15 protein-coding genes are annotated in these 18,001 nt (G+C 69.8%); 6 read left to right on the top strand and 9 right to left on the bottom strand.

Annotated elements, in window-relative coordinates:
• The first annotated feature begins 129 nt into the window (after nt 1–129).
• The 3 genes from bluB to azu (G7A99_RS00690) all read left to right on the top strand — a co-directional run bounded on the left by bluB (nt 130) and on the right by azu (G7A99_RS00690) (nt 2,186).
• On the top strand, nt 130–846 hold the full coding sequence (gene bluB, locus G7A99_RS00680) for a 5,6-dimethylbenzimidazole synthase (protein WP_018718226.1): 717 nt from the start codon (nt 130–132) through the stop codon (nt 844–846).
• Nucleotides 847–986: 140 nt separating this feature from the next.
• Nucleotides 987–1,439 carry an azurin gene (gene azu / locus G7A99_RS00685; protein ID WP_018718225.1) on the top strand — a complete coding sequence of 151 codons (453 nt, stop codon included), beginning with the start codon at nt 987–989 and terminating at the stop codon, nt 1,437–1,439.
• Between the two features lie 294 nt (nt 1,440–1,733).
• Nucleotides 1,734–2,186 (top strand): azurin, encoded by a 453-nt coding sequence (gene azu, locus G7A99_RS00690; protein WP_163138629.1) that lies wholly within the window; start codon nt 1,734–1,736, stop codon nt 2,184–2,186.
• Between the two features lie 45 nt (nt 2,187–2,231).
• Here the strand turns inward: azu (G7A99_RS00690) and G7A99_RS00695 are convergent, their stop codons facing one another.
• The 7 genes from G7A99_RS00695 to G7A99_RS00725 form a co-directional block, all read right to left on the bottom strand.
• Nucleotides 2,232–3,215: an SPFH domain-containing protein gene (locus G7A99_RS00695; protein ID WP_018718223.1), complete on the bottom strand. Its 984-nt coding sequence runs from the start codon at nt 3,213–3,215 to the stop codon at nt 2,232–2,234.
• Nucleotides 3,216–3,261: 46 nt separating this feature from the next.
• The gene (locus tag G7A99_RS00700; RefSeq protein WP_163138630.1) at nt 3,262–3,702 is read right to left on the bottom strand and encodes an NfeD family protein; all 441 of its coding nucleotides are present in this window, start codon (nt 3,700–3,702) and stop codon (nt 3,262–3,264) included.
• Between the two features lie 247 nt (nt 3,703–3,949).
• Nucleotides 3,950–5,422 (bottom strand): sodium/proline symporter PutP, encoded by a 1,473-nt coding sequence (putP, locus tag G7A99_RS00705; RefSeq protein ID WP_163138631.1) that lies wholly within the window; start codon nt 5,420–5,422, stop codon nt 3,950–3,952.
• 161 nt (nt 5,423–5,583) lie between these two features.
• Nucleotides 5,584–8,784, bottom strand: coding sequence for a bifunctional proline dehydrogenase/L-glutamate gamma-semialdehyde dehydrogenase PutA (gene putA, locus G7A99_RS00710; protein ID WP_163138632.1), 3,201 nt, complete (start codon nt 8,782–8,784; stop codon nt 5,584–5,586).
• A 149-nt stretch (nt 8,785–8,933) separates the two neighbouring features.
• A complete protein-coding gene (xseA, locus tag G7A99_RS00715) occupies nt 8,934–10,337 on the bottom strand; it encodes an exodeoxyribonuclease VII large subunit (RefSeq protein ID WP_163138633.1) in 1,404 nt (467 codons plus the stop codon).
• A gap of 101 nt (nt 10,338–10,438) precedes the next feature.
• Entirely contained in the window at nt 10,439–10,903 is a 465-nt protein-coding gene (locus G7A99_RS00720; protein ID WP_163138634.1) for a flavodoxin family protein, read from the bottom strand.
• An 11-nt stretch (nt 10,904–10,914) separates the two neighbouring features.
• A complete protein-coding gene (locus G7A99_RS00725; RefSeq protein ID WP_163138635.1) occupies nt 10,915–12,105 on the bottom strand; it encodes a cation diffusion facilitator family transporter in 1,191 nt (396 codons plus the stop codon).
• A 218-nt stretch (nt 12,106–12,323) separates the two neighbouring features.
• Here G7A99_RS00725 and guaB point away from each other — a divergent pair, with 218 nt between their 5' ends.
• Nucleotides 12,324–13,793 (top strand): IMP dehydrogenase, encoded by a 1,470-nt coding sequence (gene guaB / locus G7A99_RS00730; protein WP_163138636.1) that lies wholly within the window; start codon nt 12,324–12,326, stop codon nt 13,791–13,793.
• Between the two features lie 16 nt (nt 13,794–13,809).
• Nucleotides 13,810–15,015: an MFS transporter gene (locus G7A99_RS00735; protein ID WP_205599686.1), complete on the top strand. Its 1,206-nt coding sequence runs from the start codon at nt 13,810–13,812 to the stop codon at nt 15,013–15,015.
• 9 nt (nt 15,016–15,024) lie between these two features.
• Here the strand turns inward: G7A99_RS00735 and G7A99_RS00740 are convergent, their stop codons facing one another.
• Complete coding sequence (locus G7A99_RS00740; protein ID WP_018718213.1) at nt 15,025–15,828, bottom strand: RimK family alpha-L-glutamate ligase; 804 nt, start codon at nt 15,826–15,828, stop codon at nt 15,025–15,027.
• Between the two features lie 97 nt (nt 15,829–15,925).
• Here G7A99_RS00740 and guaA point away from each other — a divergent pair, with 97 nt between their 5' ends.
• Nucleotides 15,926–17,503 carry a glutamine-hydrolyzing GMP synthase gene (gene guaA, locus G7A99_RS00745; protein WP_163138637.1) on the top strand — a complete coding sequence of 526 codons (1,578 nt, stop codon included), beginning with the start codon at nt 15,926–15,928 and terminating at the stop codon, nt 17,501–17,503.
• Nucleotides 17,504–17,738: 235 nt separating this feature from the next.
• Here the strand turns inward: guaA and G7A99_RS00750 are convergent.
• A partial coding sequence (locus G7A99_RS00750; protein ID WP_163138638.1) for a hypothetical protein occupies nt 17,739–18,001 on the bottom strand: 263 nt, incomplete at its 5' end.

Consider the following 18,001-nt stretch of genomic DNA (forward strand, 5'->3'; position numbering starts at 1 on the left):
GGCGATCACGGAGACCGGACCCGCGTCGCGTCGGGCCTGGTCTCCGTGGTGCGTCGAGGTAGGTCGCGCCGGCCTTTCGTGCAAGGATGGGTCGCTCATCGCCAGCCGGCGCCGACGACCTGGAGTGACATGACACAGCCGGACAACCGATTCCCCGATACCGACCGCAACGGCCTCTACCGGGCCATTCGCGAGCGCCGGGACGTGCGCTCGCAGTTCCTGCCCGATCCGGTCCCGCCGGAGGTGCTGGCGCGTCTGCTGCAGGCGGCGCACCATGCGCCGTCGGTGGGCTTCATGCAGCCCTGGGACTTCATCGTCATCGAGAGCACGGCGGTACGGCAGGCCGTGCGCGGGATCTTCGAGCGGGAGAACGAGCGGGCTGCCGCGCAGTACGGCGGTGAACGTGCCGGGCTCTACCGCAGCCTCAAGCTCGAGGGCATCCTGGAAAGCCCGCTCAACCTCTGCGTGACCTGCGACCGATCTCGCGGCGGGACCAACGTGCTCGGGCGCAACACGATCCTGGAGACGGATCTGTTCAGCGCCTGCCTGGCCGTGCAGAACCTCTGGCTTGCCGCCAGGGCGGAAGGCATTGGCGTCGGCTGGGTGAGCATCCTTGATCAGGGGGAGCTGGCCGGAACGCTGGGGCTGCCCGAAGCGGTCTATCCGCTGGCCTATCTCTGCGTGGGCTACGTGAGCGAGTTCCTGACCCGGCCGGAGCTGGAGAGCCGCGGCTGGCGCTCGCGGTTGCCGCTGGACGAGCTCGTGCACACCGACGTCTGGGGGCAGCCGCTGCCGGTCGGGCCGCTGGCATCGGCGCTGCGGGACCCCGATCCCTTCGGGGGATAGCCCGTCCGCGTGCCTATCCCGGGGACCGGGTCCGCCGAGACATACGCAGACACGTTTTGTTAATAAGAATATTTCGCGTTCGCGTTTTAGGGGGTATGGTGGGGCGATCTCTCAGCAACAGCCTTCCAGGAGGTCGACCCATGCACCACCCTCGAGCCCTCTTAGCCCTGATACTGCTGCTGGCGGCGCCGGCGGCCTTCGCGGCGCAGTGCGAGGTCACCGTCGAGGCCAACGACGCCATGCAGTACGACACCGACCGCATCGAGGTCAGTCAGTCCTGCGAGACGTTCACCGTGACCCTCGAGCACGTCGGCCAGCTGCCCCGCGCGGCGATGGGTCACGACTGGGTCCTCAGCACCACCGCGGACAAGCAGGGCGTGGTCAATGACGGCATCGCCGCGGGCATCGACAAGGGTTACGTGAAGCCCGACGACGAGCGGGTCATCGCCGCCACGGACCTCATCGGCGGTGGCGAGCAGACGACGGTGACCTTCGATCCCTCCGAGCTGGAGGAGGGCGGGGATTACAGCTTCTACTGCACCTTCCCCGGCCACGCGTCGGTGATGACCGGCAAGCTCGTGGTCACGGACTGACCCGCTCCCCAGGCCGGCGGCGGTGCCCGGGGCGCGCCGCCGGCGCCCCTCCCGACCCCGGAGGCCCGCCGGGGTGCCGGGTTCCTCCCGGCGATGTCCGCGGGGGCGCCCTTCGCGCGGACCGGTGGCTGTTCGGGTGCCGTGGCCTCGACCACCTGCCCGGGGCCGGGGGCCAGGGCGGACCCGACGTGGCGATTGATATCCATCAATACGTGGAATGGTTCTAAGTTGCAGCATGGGGATCGCCACGGATTCGGCCATTGCCATTCCTCTCTCCCACTTCAGGAGGTTCCCATGCGTTATTCCTGTCTTCTCGTCGCCCTGGTGCTGTTCTCCGCCGCGCCGGCGAGCTTCGCTGCCAACTGCACCGCCACGGTGGAAGCGAACGACGCCATGCAGTTCAGCACCGAGCATATCGAGGTCAGCCAGTCCTGCGAGACGTTCAAGGTCGTGCTCAAGCACGTGGGCGACCTCTCGCTCCAGGCCATGGGCCACGACTGGGTCCTCAGCGAGACCAACGACATGTGGGACGTGGTGAACGCGGGCAATACCGCCGGCGTGGACAACGGCTACGTGAAGCCCGGCGACGAGCGCGTGATCGCCGCGACGGACCTTATCGGCGGTGGCGAGCAAACCTCGACGACCTTCGACCCCTCGAAGCTGGAGAAGGGCGGGAATTACAGCTTCTACTGCACCTTCCCCGGTCATGCCTCGCAGATGAAGGGCGAGCTCGTCGTCGTGGAGTGACGGCGCCGGCGGTGGGGCCGTTGCCGGCCCCGCCCGCCACTGGTGCTAGCGCGAGCCCTCGCCCATGGCAAGGAACGAGCGGGCCGCCTCGGCGTTGCCGCCGAGCTCGCGGAAGCTGCTGAGGGCGCCGAGCAGGGCCGAAGACTCGTAGGGGACGAGCACGCGGTCGCCCTCCTTGGCGATATCCGGGAGCTTCTTGAGGTACTCCAGCCCCAGCAGGTAGCCGATGATGGTGTCCATGCCGGCGGCGTCGCCGGTGGCCTCGGTCAGCCGGGTGATCGCCTTGCTCTCGCCCTCTGCGCGCAGAATGGCCGCCTCCCGGTCGCCCTCGGCGGTGAGCACGGCGGCGCGCTTCTCGCCCTCGGCGCGGGCGATCTCCGCTTCCTTCTGGCCGTTGGCCTCGGTGACCGTGGCGCGGCGCTTGCGCTCGGCGGCCATCTGGAGTCGCATCGCCTCCTCGACCTCCGTGGGCATCGCGATATCCTGGATCTCCACGCGGTTGACCTTCACGCCCCACTTGTCGCCGACCTCGTCCATGGTGGTCTGCAGCGCGTTGTTAACCTCGTCCCGGCTCTCGAAGAGCTTGTCCAGCTCCATCTTGCCGATCTCCGAGCGCAGGGACGTCTTGGCGAGCACCTCCACCGCCTGGATGAAGTTCTCCACCTCGTAGACGGCCATCTTCGGGTCCAGGATCTGGAAGTACAGTGCGCCGTTGACGGTGACGGTCACGTTGTCCCGGGTGACCACGTTCTGGCCGGGAAAATCCAGCACCGTCTCGCGGCGGTCGATGCGTGTGACCCGCTCGACGAAGGCGGTCATCTCCCCGCCTTTCTCGCGATAGCGGCGCACGGTGATCGCCCGCGGGCGGTCGATGAAGGGGATGACCCAGTTGATACCCGGAGTCAGCGTCTTGCTGTAGGAACCCAGCCGTTCCATCACCACGGCCTCGCTCTGCTGAACGAGCATGATGCCCTTGATGATGACGGCGATGGCGACGGCGGCCAGGATGCCCGCGATGGTCAGGCCCATGGTTGTGAGTCTCCTCGTCTCTGCGGGGGGCGGTGTGGCGTCGGCGTCAGTCCGCCGGCGCCACGATGGCGGTGATGCCCTCGATGCGCAGCACGCGGACACGGCTGTCCGCCGGTGGGATGCTGCCGTCCTCGAAGCGCACGGGCAGGGCGTCATGACGCAGGTGGATCACCGCGCGGCCGTTTCGGACGATCACGGTGCAGATCCGGCCGGCCTCGCCGCCTTCGCCGGCGACGGCGTACCGGACACGCTCGCGCCGGCGGCGGACGCGCCGGATGACCAGCGGCGTTAGCGCCATGTCGACCACCGCGGCGGTAATAATCTGGACGGTCAGGGGAAAGCCGGTGAATCCGGCGACCAGGCCCCCGACCGCGAGGCCGGCAGCCAGCGCCAGGAAGAACAGCTCACCGCCGGCGAGGAGCTCGAGCAGCAGGGCGGCGAGGGCGGCGATCAGCCACAGGTGCCAGGCGGCGAACTCGAGGCCCATGAAATCTCCCTGTCGTGAGCGTGGGTCTGGCCTGGTTGCATCGTTTGGCCCCGTGCCGGCAGTGGCCTCCGCAGGGACATGGCCGGGGCGGCCCGGGTCCGCACAGCATAGCGGGAAGCCGTTCGTATGCATACCAGGGTCGGGAGGGGGCGCAGCGGTCGGTGGATGCCCGCCCGGTGCCCGTCGGTAGGGGGTGAACGGCAGATGGGGGTGCCCCCATCCGCCGTTCACCGCATGGCGGTGCGGGTCAGCCCTGCCACTCGGCTGCGGCCTTGTCGAAGGTCTCGGTCATGTGACCGGTGGGCTGGCCGAGGAGGCTCGCGACTACGATGGCCACCGCGCAGAGCACGAAGCCCGGCAGGATCTCGTACATCTCGAAGATGCCGCCGGAGAGCTGTTTCCAGACCACCACGGTCACGGCACCCACAATGATGCCCGCCAGGGCGCCGTTGCGCGTCATCCGCCGCCAGAACAGCGAGCCGATGATCACCGGGCCGAAGGCCGCGCCGAAGCCGCCCCAGGCGTAGGAGACGAGCCCCAGCACCTTGCTGTCCGGGTTGCCGGCGATGATCAGAGCGATCAGCGCGATGCCCGCCACCGCGAGGCGTCCCACCCAGACGAGCTCGTTCTGCGTGGCGTTGGGCCGGACGAACGGCTTGTAGATGTCCTCCGCGAGGGCGCTGGAGGAGACCAGCAGCTGGGAGTCGATGGTGGACATCACCGCCGCGAGGATGGCGGCGAGCAGAACGCCGGCGATCCACGGGTTGGCGAGCGTGGTGGAGAGCAGGATGAACACCTTCTCACTGTCCTGGAGCGGGTTGTCGGCGAAATAGGCGTAGCCCACGTAGCCCGTGAAGATGGCGCCGAACAGTCCGAGCACCATCCAGGCGATGCCGATCAGCCGCGCGGTGGGCACGTCGTGATGGCTGCGGATCGCCATGAACCGCACGATGATGTGCGGCTGGCCGAAGTAGCCGAGCCCCCAGGCCATGAGCGAGACGATGCTGAACAGGGTCATGCCGCTCAGGGCATCGTTGAAGCTCGGGTCCATGCTGCCGACCTGGGAGACCGTGGACCCCCAGCCGCCCATCGCCTGGATGCCGACCAGGGGCACGATGACCAGGGCCAGGAACATCAGGATGCCCTGGATGAAGTCGGTCCACGAGACGGCCAGGAAACCCCCGAGGAAGGTGTAGGAGATGATCACCAGGCCGCCGATCCACAGCGAAGCGGTGTAGGACAGCCCGAAGCTCGCCTCGAACAGCTTCGCCCCGGCCACCAGCCCGGAGGAGGTGTAGAAGGCGAAGAACAGCAGGATGACCGCCGCCGAGATCACCCGCAGGATCTTGCTGGTGTCGTCGAAGCGCCGCTCCAGGTAGTCGGGCACGGTGATGGCGTCGTCCGCGACCTCCGTATAGACGCGCAGCCGCCGGGCAACGAACTGCCAGTTCAGGTAGGCGCCGATGGTCAGGCCGATGGCGATCCAGATCTGGTTCATGCCCGAGGCGTACATCGCACCGGGCAGGCCGAGCAGCAGCCAGCCGCTCATGTCCGAGGCGCCGGCGGACAGGGCCGCCACGCCGGCGTTGAGGCTGCGTCCGCCGAGGACGTAGTCGGACATGTTGCTGGTCAGGCGGTAGGCGGCGATGCCGATGGCCATCATCGCCACCAGGTAGACCACGAACGTGGTCACCGTCGGGAGATTCATCGTGACTTCCATCGCCTCGCCTCCTCTAGCCCCGGCGTGCACCGAGCCAGGTGATGACGGACAGCGCCACGCACAGCGGCATGGGCACGAGCAGCCAGAACCAGGTGGCCGTGGTCAGTGCGTCTTCCATGGGGATCCCCTTTTGCTCGTTGTCGCGTCTCTCGTGTGGGTGGTTACTCGTTGAAGCGCTGCGGTTCGGGCAGCAGCAGGTTCTCGCCGGATTCCCCGGTGCCCTCGTCCTCCAGCGACATCAGCGAGGCGTTGCCGCCGGCGGCGGTGGTGTCGATGGATAGCGCCCGCTCAGTGGCGAAGCGGTAGAGGTAGCGCGGGCCGCCGGCCTTCGGGCCGGTGCCGGAGAGCCCCTCGCCGCCGAACGGGTGCACGCCGACCACCGCGCCGATCATGTTGCGGTTCACGTAGGCGTTGCCCACCTTCATCCGCGAGACCACGCGGTTCACCGTGGTGTCGATGCGGCTGTGGATGCCGAAGGTGAGCCCGTAGCCCATGGCGTTGACCTCGTCGACGACGCGGTCGATGTCCCGGGCGCGGAAGCGGACCACGTGCAGGATCGGGCCGAACTTCTCCTCGCCGAGCTGCTCGATGCTCTCGAGCTGGTAGGCCTGGGCGGGGAAGAATGTGCCGCTGCCGCCGTTGACGGGGAGCTCGCAGCGGTGCAGCAGGGTCGCCTCCTTCTCCATGCGCTCCGCGTGCTCGCTCAGCATCCGCCGGGCGTCCTCGTCGATCACCGGGGTGACATCGGTGGCGAGCGACCACGGGTCGCCGATGCTGAGCTCCGCCATGGCGCCGCGCAGCATCACCAGCAGCTTGTCGGCGATGTCCTCCTGCACGTAGAGCACCCGCAGCGCGGAGCAGCGCTGGCCGGCGCTCTGGAAGCTCGATTTGAGCACGTCCGCGACGACCTGCTCCGGCAGCGCCGAGGAGTCCACGATCATCGCGTTCTGGCCACCGGTCTCGGCGATCAGCGGCAGGATCGGCCCGTCGCGCTGGGCCAGGGTCTGGTTGATACCGCGGGCGGTGGGCACGGAGCCGGTGAAGGCCACGCCGGAGATGCGCGGATCCGCCACCAGCGGCGCGCCCACGGTGGGGCCGTCGCCGGGCAGCAGCTGGAGCACGTCGCCGGGGATGCCGGCGCGGTGGAGCAGGCTGACGGCGTAGTGGCCGATCAGGCTGGTCTGCTCCGCGGGCTTGGCGATCACCGCGTTGCCGGCCGCCAGGGCGGCGGTCACCTGGCCGGTGAAGATCGCCAGCGGGAAGTTCCACGGGCTGATGCACACGAACACGCCGCGGCCGCGCAGCTCGATGGTGTTGCGTTCGCCGGTGGGGCCGGGCAGGGGCATGGGACCGTCGAACTCCCGCCGGGCCTGGGCTGCGTAGTAGCGGCAGAAGTCCACCGCCTCGCGCACCTCGGCGATGCCGTCGGGGATGTGCTTGCCCGCCTCACGGGCGCACAGGGCGATCAGCGTGGGCATCTCGGCCTCGAGGAGGTCCGCGTAGCGCTCGATGCAGGCGGCGCGCTCGCTCGCCGGGGTGCGGTCCCAGTCGTCGAAGGCGCGCTGGGCGCGGGCGATGGCGTCCTCCACGTCCTGGGGCGTGGCCCAGGTGATCTGGCCGACCACGCGGGTGCGGTCCGCCGGGGCGCGTACCGCCTCGCCCTCGCCGAGCCGGGTGCTGCCGCCGATGATCGGGCCACCCTGCCAGTCCATCGCGTCGGCGCGCTGCATGCCCTCGTGCAGCCAGTTCAGGTGGGTGATGTCGCTGATGTCCACGCCCATGGAGTTGCGCCGCTCCGGCCCGTAGATGTCCGCGGGCAGGGGGATCCGCGGGTGCGGGATCGTATGGTGACGACGGACCTGGGCGATGGGGTCGGCGATGATCTCGTCCACCGGGGTCTTCTCGTCGACGATGCGGTTGACGAAGGAGCTGTTCGCGCCGTTCTCCAGCAGCCGGCGCACCAGGTAGGCAAGCAGGTCCTCGTGGCTGCCCACCGGGGCGTAGATGCGGCAGGGCAGGTCTAGGTTGTCCTCGCCGACGATCTGGTCGTAGAGCGCCTCGCCCATGCCATGCAGGCGCTGGAACTCGAAGTCGCGGTTATCGCCGGCCACCTCCAGCACGTAGGCGAGGGTGTGGGCGTTGTGGGTGGCGAACTGCGGGTAGAACGCCTCGCGGTCGGCGAGCATCTTGCGCGCGCAGGCCAGGTAGGCGACGTCGGTGTTCGCCTTGCGGGTGAACACCGGGTAGCCGTCGAGGCCCTGTTCCTGGGCGATCTTGATCTCGGTGTCCCAGTATGCGCCCTTGACCAGCCGCACCATGAAGCGCCGGCCGTGGCGCCGTGCCAGGTCGGCGAGCCAGTCCAGCAGCGGGAAGGCGCGCTTCTGGTAGGCCTGCACGGCGAGGCCGAGGCCCTGCCAGTCGCCCAGCTCCGGGTCCGAGGAGACCATCTCGATGATCTCCATGGACAGGTCCAGGCGCGCGGCCTCTTCGGCGTCGATGGTGAGGTTGATGTCGTGGTGGGCGGCCAGCCGGCAGAGGTCGCGCAGCCGTGGCAGCAGCTCCTCCATGACGCGGCGGCGGTGGCTGAGCTCGTAGCGCGCGTGCAGCGCGGAGAGCTTCACCGACACCCCGGGGGAGTCGTACGGACCGCGGTCGCCGGCGACGGCGCCGATCGCCTCGATGGCCTGGCGGTAGTCCTCGAAGTAGCGCAGGGCGTCCGCCTCGGTGCGGGCGGCCTCGCCGAGCATGTCGTAGGAGTAGCGGTAGCCCTCCTTCTCCAGGGGGCGGGCGCGCTTGAGCGCTTCGTTGATGGTGCGGCCCATCACGAACTGCCGGCCCATGATGCGCATGGCCTGGCGCACCGCCTGGCGGATCACGGGCTCGCCGCTGCGCCGGACCATCCGGTGCATGATGGTGCGGAAGTTGCGCTCCGGGTTGTCCTGGCTCTTGAGCACGCGGCCGGTGAGCATCAGGCCCCAGGTCGAGGCGTTGACGAACCACGAGGTGCTCGCGCCGAGGTGCGATTCCCAGTTGGAGCCGCCGATCTTGTCCTCGATGAGCTTGTCGACCGTCTCCGCGTCCGGCACCCGCAGCATCGCCTCGGCCAGGCACATGAGCACGACCCCCTCCTGGCTGGAGAGCTCGTATTCGTGCATGAACGCGTCGATACCGCTGTCGCGGCTGTTGCGCCGGACCTCCTGGACCAGGCCCCGGGCGCGTTCGGCGATGCGCTCCTTGGACTCGGCGGGCAGATCCGCGGCGTCCAGCAGCTTGCGCACGTGCGCCGTCTCGTCACAGCGATAGGCGGAGATGACGGGCTGGTACAGCGGGTGGTCGACAACAGAGGGTTTCTCGAAGTGCATGGGCGCCTCGTTAAGGGTTGATACGGCTCATATCGGTGCTGCGGTCCGGCAGTCCGGGCCGATCGCACCATCCTAGACGTTTTGGCATCGCTATGCCGTGGGGTGACGGCTGGTGCCTCCCACGGCGATTGTCGGGTCCTCCGGCGCGTTCACGCCGTGGAGTCCGGATTGTCCGGTGCGGGCAGCAGCGTCTCCCCGCCGGCCGGCCGGTGCGACTCCACCCGGCAGAGGAGCTCGCCGCGGGAGAGCCGGGCCAGCACCCGGGTGCCGTCGCCCGCCTCGGTGGCGTCACGAAGCGGCACGCCATTTCCGGCATCGGCGACAATGGCGTAGCCGCGCTCCAGGGTTGCCAGGGGGCTGACGGCCTGGAGGGCGTGCATCTGGTGTGTCAGGCCGGTGCGTTTGGCGGCCAGTGTGCGCCGGACACCGTTGCCCAGCCGCCGGGTGAGCTCGTCCACGCGCTCGCGCCGCTCCGGGATCCGCCGGCGCGGATCGTGGGGCGCGAGCCGGCGGGCCAGGCCGGCCAGGTGCTGCCGCCGCGTGGCGATGGCCCGCCGCTGTGCGCCGGCGAGGCGCTGCTCCAGCTCGTCGAGCCGTTGGGCGCGCTCCTGCAGGCGCCGGCCGGGATGCTGCAGGCGCAGCCGGTGGTCCACCCCGGTGAGTGTCGTGCGCCGCCGGTGGAGCACATCGCGCATGGCGGCGATGAGGCGGCGGCGCCGCTCGACGACCGCCTGGCGCAGCGTTGCCGCGTCCGGCGAGAGGAGCTCGGCAGCGGCGGAGGGGGTCGGTGCGCGCTGGTCGGCGACCAGGTCGGAGATGGTGACGTCCACCTCGTGGCCCACGGCGGAGACCACCGGCAGCGGGCAGGCGGCGATCGCGCGGGCGAGGACCTCCTCGTTGAACGCCCAGAGGTCCTCCAGCGAGCCGCCGCCCCGGGTGAGCAGGACCGTGTCGACCTCGCCGCGGCGGCCCGCCTGGGCCAGCCGTGCGGCGATGGCCTCTGCCGCGCCCTCGCCCTGGACCGGTACCGGGTAGACGATGACATGCATGCCGGGGAAGCGCCGCCGGAGCACGTGGAGCACGTCGCGGATCGCCGCGCCGGTCGGCGAGGTGACCACCCCCAGGCGCCGGATCCGCGACGGCAGGGCGCGCTTGCGTTCGGCGGCGAACAGCCCCTCGCGGTCGAGCCGCGCCTTGAGCTGCTCGAAGGCCTGCCGCAGTGCGCCGTCGCCGGCCGGCTCCATGTGCTCGACGATGAGCTGGAACTCGCCGCGGGCGGGATAGAGGCTCACGCGAACGCGTGCGATCACGCGCGTCCCGTCCGCCGGGCGGAAGCGCAGGTGGAGGTTGCGGTTGCGGAACATGGCGCAGCGCACCTGCGCCTCGCTGTCCTTGAGGCTGAAGTAGATGTGGCCGGAGCGTGGACGTGCCAGGTTGGAGACCTCGCCCTCGACCCAGAGCAGGGGGAAGCCGCTCTCCAGCAGCAGCTTCACCTCGCGGTTGAGCCGGGAGACGGTGTAGACGTCCTGTGGCGGCGGCGCGTTGTCGACCATGGGCGGGAAGAATACCAAGGTCGGGGTGTGCCCGGGCAAGCACGGATGATGCTGCACAGCGCAACCGCCGGACCGTCCGGCGGCCGCCGTCAAGGCTGCGTTCAGATGATGCCGGTCTCCAGCCCTGCGGCGAGGCCCTCCGCCAGCTCCTCGACCTGATCGGCGAAGGCCGGGTCCCACGTGCCCTGCAGGATCAGCGGCGGCTGCACCCAGCGCCAGCGCAGGCCGGTGATGATGGTCTCGGCCTGGCGCCGGGTGCCGGTGCCGTCCCGGCCGGCGCGGATGTACAGCGCGCAGGGCAGGCCCTGCTGGCGCTCCAGCACCGGGTAGTAGCAGCGGTCGAAGAAGTCCTTGAGCGCGCCGCTCATGCTGCCGAGGTTCTCGGTGGTGCCGAGCAGGATGGCATCGCAGGCGAGAACGGACTCCGGGCCCGTCTCCAGCGGCGCGGACACCTCGACCTCCACCCCGGATACCTCGGGGCTGCGCGCGCCGCGTTCGGCGGCCTCCAGCAGCGTCCGGGTGTTGGGGGAGGGTGCGTGGGCGACGATCAGCAGGCGGCGGGCCATGATCCCTCCCCTCAGCCCCGGCCGGGGCCCTTCCAGACGCGCAGGTCGCCGATCCATTCGAGTCCCCGGGCGGCTTCGCGCAGCACGGCGGCTGCCTGGTGCAGGTCCTGGCCGTCCGGGAGGTCGTCGACGTACAGCGAGATGTCGATCTCGTTGTCGAGGTAGTGCAGGTCCAGCGCCACGCGGTCCCGCCAGGCGGGTAAACCGGACCAGACCGCCTCCAGCTCGCCCTCCACGTCCCGCCGCAGGGGCAGGCCGGGGCGCAGGCCGTGCTCCGGCTTGGCCTCGTCATCCTGGGGATCGATGTGGAAGGTGACGTCGGTGAGCCGCGGGAATGACTCGCGCAGGCGCCGGGCAACTTCGTTGCCGATCTCGTGGCCCTCGGAGACGGTGACCCTTGCGGGCACGACGATGTGCAGGTCCGCGACGACCTCGCTGCCGAGGGTGCGGGTGCGCAGCTCGTGGACGCCGCGCACGCCCTCGACGGCCTCCGCGACCTCGCGCATGGTCTCCTGCTCGGCCTCCGGCAGTGCCGTGTCCACCAGCTCCTGGCTGGATTCCCACAGCAGCTGGCCACCGATCTGTCCGACCATGATGCCCACCACCGTGGCGGCGACGGCGTCAAGCCAGCCGATCCCGAACTGCGCCCCGATCAGGCCGAGGAGCACGACGACGGTGGAGAGGGCGTCAGAGCGTGAGTGCCAGGCGTTGGCCTCGAGCAACCGCGAGCCGATCCGGCGGGCGACAGCGAGGGTGTAGCGGTAGATCCACTCCTTGGAGACGAGGCCGATCACCGCGACCCCGATCGCCCAGGCGCCGGGGGCGTGCACCGGTGTGCCGTGGACCAGGCGGGAGATGCTCGCCCACGCGATGCCGCCGGCGACGAAGATCAGCACGCTGCCGAGCCACAGTGTCGCGAGGGTCTCGATACGGCCGTGGCCGTAGGGGTGATTGCTGTCCGGCCCGCGCCGGCCGAAGTGGGTGGCGGCGATCACGAACGCATCGGTGAGCACGTCCGAGAACGAGTGAATACCGTCGGCGATCAGTGCAGCGGAGCCCACCAGCGCGCCGGCGACGACCTTGGCAACACCGATGGCCGTGTCGATGCCCGCGCCGAGCAGTGTGACCCGGTGGGCCTCCCGCGTCTCGGCGTCGCGTCGGTTGTCTTGCGTTGCGGCGGTGTCGGTGTCTGACTCGTTCATGGTCCCGTATCGGCGGCTCGTGAATGGGGCGGTGAGGCGCCCGCCGTCCGCGGATGATACTACCAGGGCCGGGGACGGGCGATGCCGTGTGCACCGTCGTCGCGGTGGGGCCGGCGGGCGTCTCTCCGCGCGGGCCGCGCGCGTTTACCGTGACTCGCGCGCGGACTATAATGGCCGGTTATTCATCAATCCCGCCATGACGAGCAGGTGCCCGCCGTATGCGAATCGCCCAGGAAGCCCTGACCTTCGACGACGTCCTCCTCCTTCCGGCCTATTCCGACGTCCTGCCCCGCGACGCCGACCTCGGTTCCAGGCTGACCCGGGGCATCGAGCTCAACATCCCGCTGGTCTCCGCGGCCATGGACACGGTCACCGAGGCCCGCCTCGCGATCGCGCTGGCGGCTCAGGGCGGTGTCGGCATCGTGCACAAGAACATGACCCCCGAGGCCCAGGCCCGGGAGGTCCGCCAGGTCAAGAAGTTCGAGAGCGGCATCATCAAGGAGCCGATCACGGTGCCGCCGGAGACCACCATCGCCGAGGTCCTCGAGATCACCCGCCAGCACGGCATCTCCGGCGTTCCGGTGGTGGATGGCGCCGGCAATCTCACGGGCATCGTGACCAGCCGTGACCTGCGGTTCGAGCGGCGCCTGGACGCACCGGTCACCGAGGCGATGACCGGGCGCGACCGCCTGGTCACCGTGCGCGAGGGGGCCGAGCGCGACGAGATCCTGGAGCTGCTGCACCAGAATCGTATCGAGAAGCTGCTGGTGGTCAACGACGACTTCCAGCTCCGCGGCATGATCACCGTCAAGGATATCCAGAAGTCCCGCGATTACCCGCTCGCCTGCAAGGACGAGCACGGCCGGCTGCGCGTCGGCGCTGCCGTGAGCACCGGTTCCGGCACCGAGGAGCGCGTCGACGCGCTGGTCGAGGCCGGTGCCGACGTGGTGGTGGTGGACACCGCCCACGGCCACAGCCGCGGCGTCGCCGACCGGGTGCGCTGGATCAAGCGGACCTATCCGGACATGCAGGTGATCGCCGGCAACATCGCCACCGCGGACGCCGCCCGCGCGCTCTACGAGGCCGGCGCCGACGCGGTGAAGGTCGGCATCGGACCCGGCTCGATCTGCACCACCCGCGTGATCGCCGGCGTGGGCGTGCCCCAGATCACCGCCATCGCCAACGTCGCCGGCGAGCTTGAGGGCTCGGGGCTGCCGGTGATCGCCGACGGCGGCGTGCGCTACTCCGGGGACATGGCGAAGGCCATCGTCGCCGGCGCCCACGCGGTGATGATGGGCAGCATGTTCGCCGGCACCGAGGAGGCCCCCGGCGAGGTCGAGCTCTACCAGGGCCGCTCGTACAAGTCCTACCGCGGCATGGGCTCCATCGGTGCCATGTCCGGCGCCCAGGGCTCCTCCGACCGCTACTTCCAGGAGGAGGCCGACAGCGTCGAGAAGCTCGTGCCCGAGGGCATCGAGGGGCGCGTGCCCTACAAGGGCAGCCTCACGGCCATCGTCCACCAGCTCATGGGCGGCCTGCGTGCCAGCATGGGCTACTGCGGCTGCGCCACCATCGAGGACTTCCGCACCCGTCCGGAGTTCACGCGCATCACCGGTGCCGGCGTGCGCGAGAGCCACGTCCACGACGTGAACATCATCAAGGAAGCGCCGAACTACCGGGTCGACTGAACCCGGGCGAACGCGCGTGGATCGCCGGACACAGCGGGGGCACCACAGCGGGGGCACGGACGCCGCCGGGCGCCCCCGCTGGTTCCTGCCCGCCATCGTGGCCGCCCAGCTGCTGGCCACGTCCATGTGGTTCGCGCCCAACGCGGTGATGCCGGCACTGCAGGCGCACTGGGACGTCCCCGGCGGTGTGGGCTGGGTCACCGCCGCGGTGCAGCTCGGCTTCATCGCCGGCACCCTCGTCAACGCGCTGCTGGCGGTGGCGGACCGTTTCCACCCCGGCCGGGTTTTCCTGGTCGCGGCGCTGGCCGGTGCCTCTGCCAACGCCGCGGTGATCCCCCTCGCGGACCAGGCCGTCGCCGTCGTGGTGGCCCGGTTCGTCGTCGGGGTGTGCCTCGCCGGGATCTATCCGGTGGGGATGAAGATCGCCGCCGGCTGGTACCGGGAGGGGCTGGGCCGGGCGCTGGGCTTCCTGGTGGGGGCACTGGTGCTCGGCACCGCCTCCGGCCACCTGCTGCGCAGCATCCTGCCGGGCGCCCTGTGGCCGCTGGTGATCGCCGCGACCTCGCTGGCCGGGGTGGTGGCCGGCGCGGTGATGGCCCTGGCCCCGGAGGGGCCGCACCTCGCCCGCAGCGGGCCGGTGCGCTTCGGCGGTGTGTTCCTCGCCTTCCGCTCCCCGGCCTTCCGTGCCTCGGCGTTCGGCTATTTCGGCCACATGTGGGAGCTCTACGCGTTCTGGGCGTTCGCGCCGGTGTGGTTCGCCGCCCACGGCAGCGATCCCCGGGCGATCCCGCTGCTGGCCTTCGGCGTGATCGCCATGGGGGCGCTGGGCTGCGCCGGCGGCGGCCTGCTGGCGCGGCGGTGGGGCAGCGGCCGGGTTGCCTGGGTGCAGCTCCTCGTCTCGGGGGTGTGCTGCGCACTCTCGCCGCTGATCTTCCAGGCCGGACCGACGGCCTTCGTCGGGATCCTGCTGGTCTGGGGGATTGCCGTCGCCGGCGATTCGCCCCAGTTCTCGACGCTGAACGCCGCCAATGCCCCCCGCGAGCTCGTGGGCTCGGCGCTGACGCTGGTGAACTCGGTCGGCTTCGCCATCAGCATCGTCACCCTCGGCCTGCTGGACTGGCTGCAGTTCGTGCTGCCGGCGCGCTACCTGCTCACGCCGCTGGTGATCGGTCCGCTGCTGGGGCTGATCGCCGCGCGGCGGCTGCTGCGCCCGGCGGCCTGAACCCGGGCGTCAGCCGGCGAGCCGCAGGGGCGTGTCTCCCGGCGGCGTGCGGTTGCCGTCGCGGAGATAGTCGAGGATATGGCGTGCGAGCGGGACGCCCGCCGCGTTGAGCCCCTCGTTGCCGAAGAACACGTTGAACTCCAGCACGTAGAAGTGGCCGCCCACGGTGAGCAGGTCGAAGCCCGCGTGATCGATGCCCAGGTGCCGTGCCATGCGCCCGACCAGCGCCACCGCCGCGTCGGGGACGTCGTCGAACACCAGCCGCCCGCCGCGGGCGACGTTGTTGTGGAACGCGCCCTCGGCGCCCTCGCGCCAGTAGGCCGTCACCACCCGGTCGCCGACGTAGACCACGCGCAGGTCGCGCTGCGCCGGCAGGACCTCCTGCACGTAGAGCACGTCGTGCTCCGCCGCCCACGCACGCAGCGCCGCGGCGCTGTCGATCAGCGCCACGCCCCGGCCCATGGAGCTGCGCGGGACCTTCGCCACCAGCGGCAGCCCGAGCACGTCGAGTGCCTGCTCCACGGCGAGGGCGTTCGCCGGGAGGATGAGGGTCTCGGGCACGTGGGCCGGGAAGGCCGCCTGCAGGGCACGGGTCATCTCGATCTTGTCGTGGCCGAGGTGATAGCTCGCCGGACTCGGGAAGATCCGCCGCTGCATCGCGTAGACGAGGGCGTTGACCTGCCAGTACTCGGGGAAGAGGAGCCAGTCGGCGTCGAGGAGCTCGCTGCGGCAGGCGGGGAAGGACTCCGGGCGGAGGTAACGCACGCCGGGCAGGCCCAGGGCGCGGTAGGCGTTGAAGGTGATCAGATTCATGGCTGTCGTATCGTGCGTGACGCCTCTATACGGTATCCTTCGCAATTCGAATTCGCGCGCGAAGTCTACCCCCATTCCCGAGATTCCGGAACAGCCCATGACCCAGGATATCCACGCCCACCGCATCCTCGTACTCGACTTCGGCTCCCAGTACACCCAGCTCATCGCCCGGCGGGTGCGCGAGGCGGGCGTGTACTGCGAAATCCACCCCTGCGACTGCACCGGGGAGGCCGTCCGCGGCTTCGGGGCGAGCGGCGTGATCCTCTCCGGCGGCCCGGAGTCCGTGCACTTCGCCGACACCCCGCGGATCCCCGCGGCGGTCTTCGAGCTCGGGGTGCCGGTGCTCGGTATCTGCTACGGCATGCAGGCCATGGCCGCCCAGCTCGGAGGCGCCGTGGAGCCGTCCTCGCACAAGGAGTTCGGCTACGCGCGGGTACGCGCCCGCGGCCATTCCCGGCTGCTGCGCGATATCGAGGATCACGCGAGCCCCGAGGGCTACGGGCTGCTGGACGTGTGGATGAGTCACGGCGACCGCGTCAGCGCGCTGCCGGAGGGCTTCAAGGTCGTCGCCAGCACCGACAGCGCCCCGATTGCCGGCATGGGCGACGATGAGCGCGGCTACTACGGCGTGCAGTTCCACCCCGAGGTCACCCACACCGCCCAGGGCCAGCGCATCCTCTCGCGCTTCGTCCACGAGATCTGCGGCTGCGCCGGCGACTGGACGGCGGGCAACATCATCGAGGACAACGTCGCCCGTATCCGCGAGCAGGTGGGCGACGAGAACGTCCTGCTCGGGCTCTCCGGCGGCGTCGATTCCTCCGTGGTCGCCGCGCTGCTGCACAAGGCCATCGGCGACCAGCTCACCTGCGTGTTCGTGGACAACGGCCTGCTGCGCCTCGACGAGGGCGAGCAGGTCATGGCCACCTTCGCCCGGCACATGGGCGTGCGCGTGATCCACGTCGACGCCGAGGACCGCTTCCTCGACCGCCTCGCCGGTGTCGACGACCCGGAGGACAAGCGCCGGATCATCGGCAACACCTTCATCGACGTCTTCGACGAGGAGGCGGGCCGGCTCGAGAACGTCCAGTGGCTCGCCCAGGGCACCATCTACCCGGACGTCATCGAGTCCGCCGGCGCGGCCACCGGCAAGGCCCACGTGATCAAGTCCCACCACAACGTGGGCGGGCTGCCGGAGAAGATGAACCTCAAGCTGCTGGAGCCGCTGCGCGAGCTGTTCAAGGACGAGGTCCGGCGCATCGGCCTGGAGCTCGGTCTGCCCGCGGAGATGATCCACCGTCATCCCTTCCCCGGGCCGGGCCTCGGCGTGCGCATCCTCGGCGAGGTGCGCAAGGAATACACCGATCCCCTGCGCCAGGCGGACGCCATCTTCATCGAGGAGCTGCGTGCCGGCGGTCACTACGAGCAGGTCAGCCAGGCATTCGCCGTGTTCCTGCCGGTGAAGTCCGTGGGCGTGACCGGCGACGGCCGCCGCTACGAGTACGTGATCGCGCTGCGGGCGGTGGAGACCGTTGACTTCATGACCGCGCGCTGGGCACACCTGCCCTACGAGTTCCTGGACCACGTCTCGCGGCGCATCATCAACGAGATCGAGGGCATCTCCCGCGTGGTCTACGACATCTCCGGCAAGCCGCCGGCGACCATCGAGTGGGAGTGATTACACGTCGGGAGCGGCTTGAAGATCCGCCGGGCGAGGGTGTGTCGTTCCGGGAATCGGCGATGTTTCAAACAGGGGAGATCGCATCGGGAACGGTCCCGCTGGAGCGTTCGAAGGACTGCCGGGGGGCGTACGCACGAGCAATGGGTTGCAGGCCAGGCGGGGGCATCCGTGACCGCGGTCCGATGCCGCCGGAACGGAATGAAGCGGTGTTTCCGTGGATCGGAGTCACCAGTTATCCCTTCAGTCTCTCCTCGTGGGGCGTATCGTCATAGTCGGGATCAAGCCGCTTGCGCAGCTTCTGGTAACCTTCAATGACGAGGCCCATGGCTAGGGCCCCTCCTATCGCGTAACCGATGAGCACCAGAAGCATCAGGAGAAAATTGGTCTGGCTGAGAAAGGTTAACGTGTAGGGCTGCATCAGGAGGAAAAAGGTCAGTGCCACGAAAAGGCCGGCCCCGATGGCCCACCTGAGCTGATAGCCAAGCAGGTAATTGT

It is taken from the genome of Arhodomonas sp. KWT, from assembly GCF_010993615.1.

Bases quoted from the DNA above. Each gene is read 5' to 3' on its own strand.
- bluB (WP_018718226.1), top strand. From the start codon at position 130: ATGACACAGCCGGACAACCGATTCCCCGATACCGACCGCAACGGCCTC.
- azu (WP_018718225.1), top strand. From the start codon at position 987: ATGCACCACCCTCGAGCCCTCTTAGCCCTGATACTGCTGCTGGCGGCG.
- azu (WP_163138629.1), top strand. From the start codon at position 1,734: ATGCGTTATTCCTGTCTTCTCGTCGCCCTGGTGCTGTTCTCCGCCGCG.
- G7A99_RS00695 (WP_018718223.1), bottom strand. From the start codon at position 3,215: ATGGGCCTGACCATCGCGGGCATCCTGGCCGCCGTCGCCATCGCCGTC.
- G7A99_RS00700 (WP_163138630.1), bottom strand. From the start codon at position 3,702: ATGGGCCTCGAGTTCGCCGCCTGGCACCTGTGGCTGATCGCCGCCCTC.
- putP (WP_163138631.1), bottom strand. From the start codon at position 5,422: ATGGAAGTCACGATGAATCTCCCGACGGTGACCACGTTCGTGGTCTAC.
- putA (WP_163138632.1), bottom strand. From the start codon at position 8,784: ATGCACTTCGAGAAACCCTCTGTTGTCGACCACCCGCTGTACCAGCCC.
- xseA (WP_163138633.1), bottom strand. From the start codon at position 10,337: ATGGTCGACAACGCGCCGCCGCCACAGGACGTCTACACCGTCTCCCGG.
- G7A99_RS00720 (WP_163138634.1), bottom strand. From the start codon at position 10,903: ATGGCCCGCCGCCTGCTGATCGTCGCCCACGCACCCTCCCCCAACACC.
- G7A99_RS00725 (WP_163138635.1), bottom strand. From the start codon at position 12,105: ATGAACGAGTCAGACACCGACACCGCCGCAACGCAAGACAACCGACGC.
- guaB (WP_163138636.1), top strand. From the start codon at position 12,324: ATGCGAATCGCCCAGGAAGCCCTGACCTTCGACGACGTCCTCCTCCTT.
- G7A99_RS00740 (WP_018718213.1), bottom strand. From the start codon at position 15,828: ATGAATCTGATCACCTTCAACGCCTACCGCGCCCTGGGCCTGCCCGGC.
- guaA (WP_163138637.1), top strand. From the start codon at position 15,926: ATGACCCAGGATATCCACGCCCACCGCATCCTCGTACTCGACTTCGGC.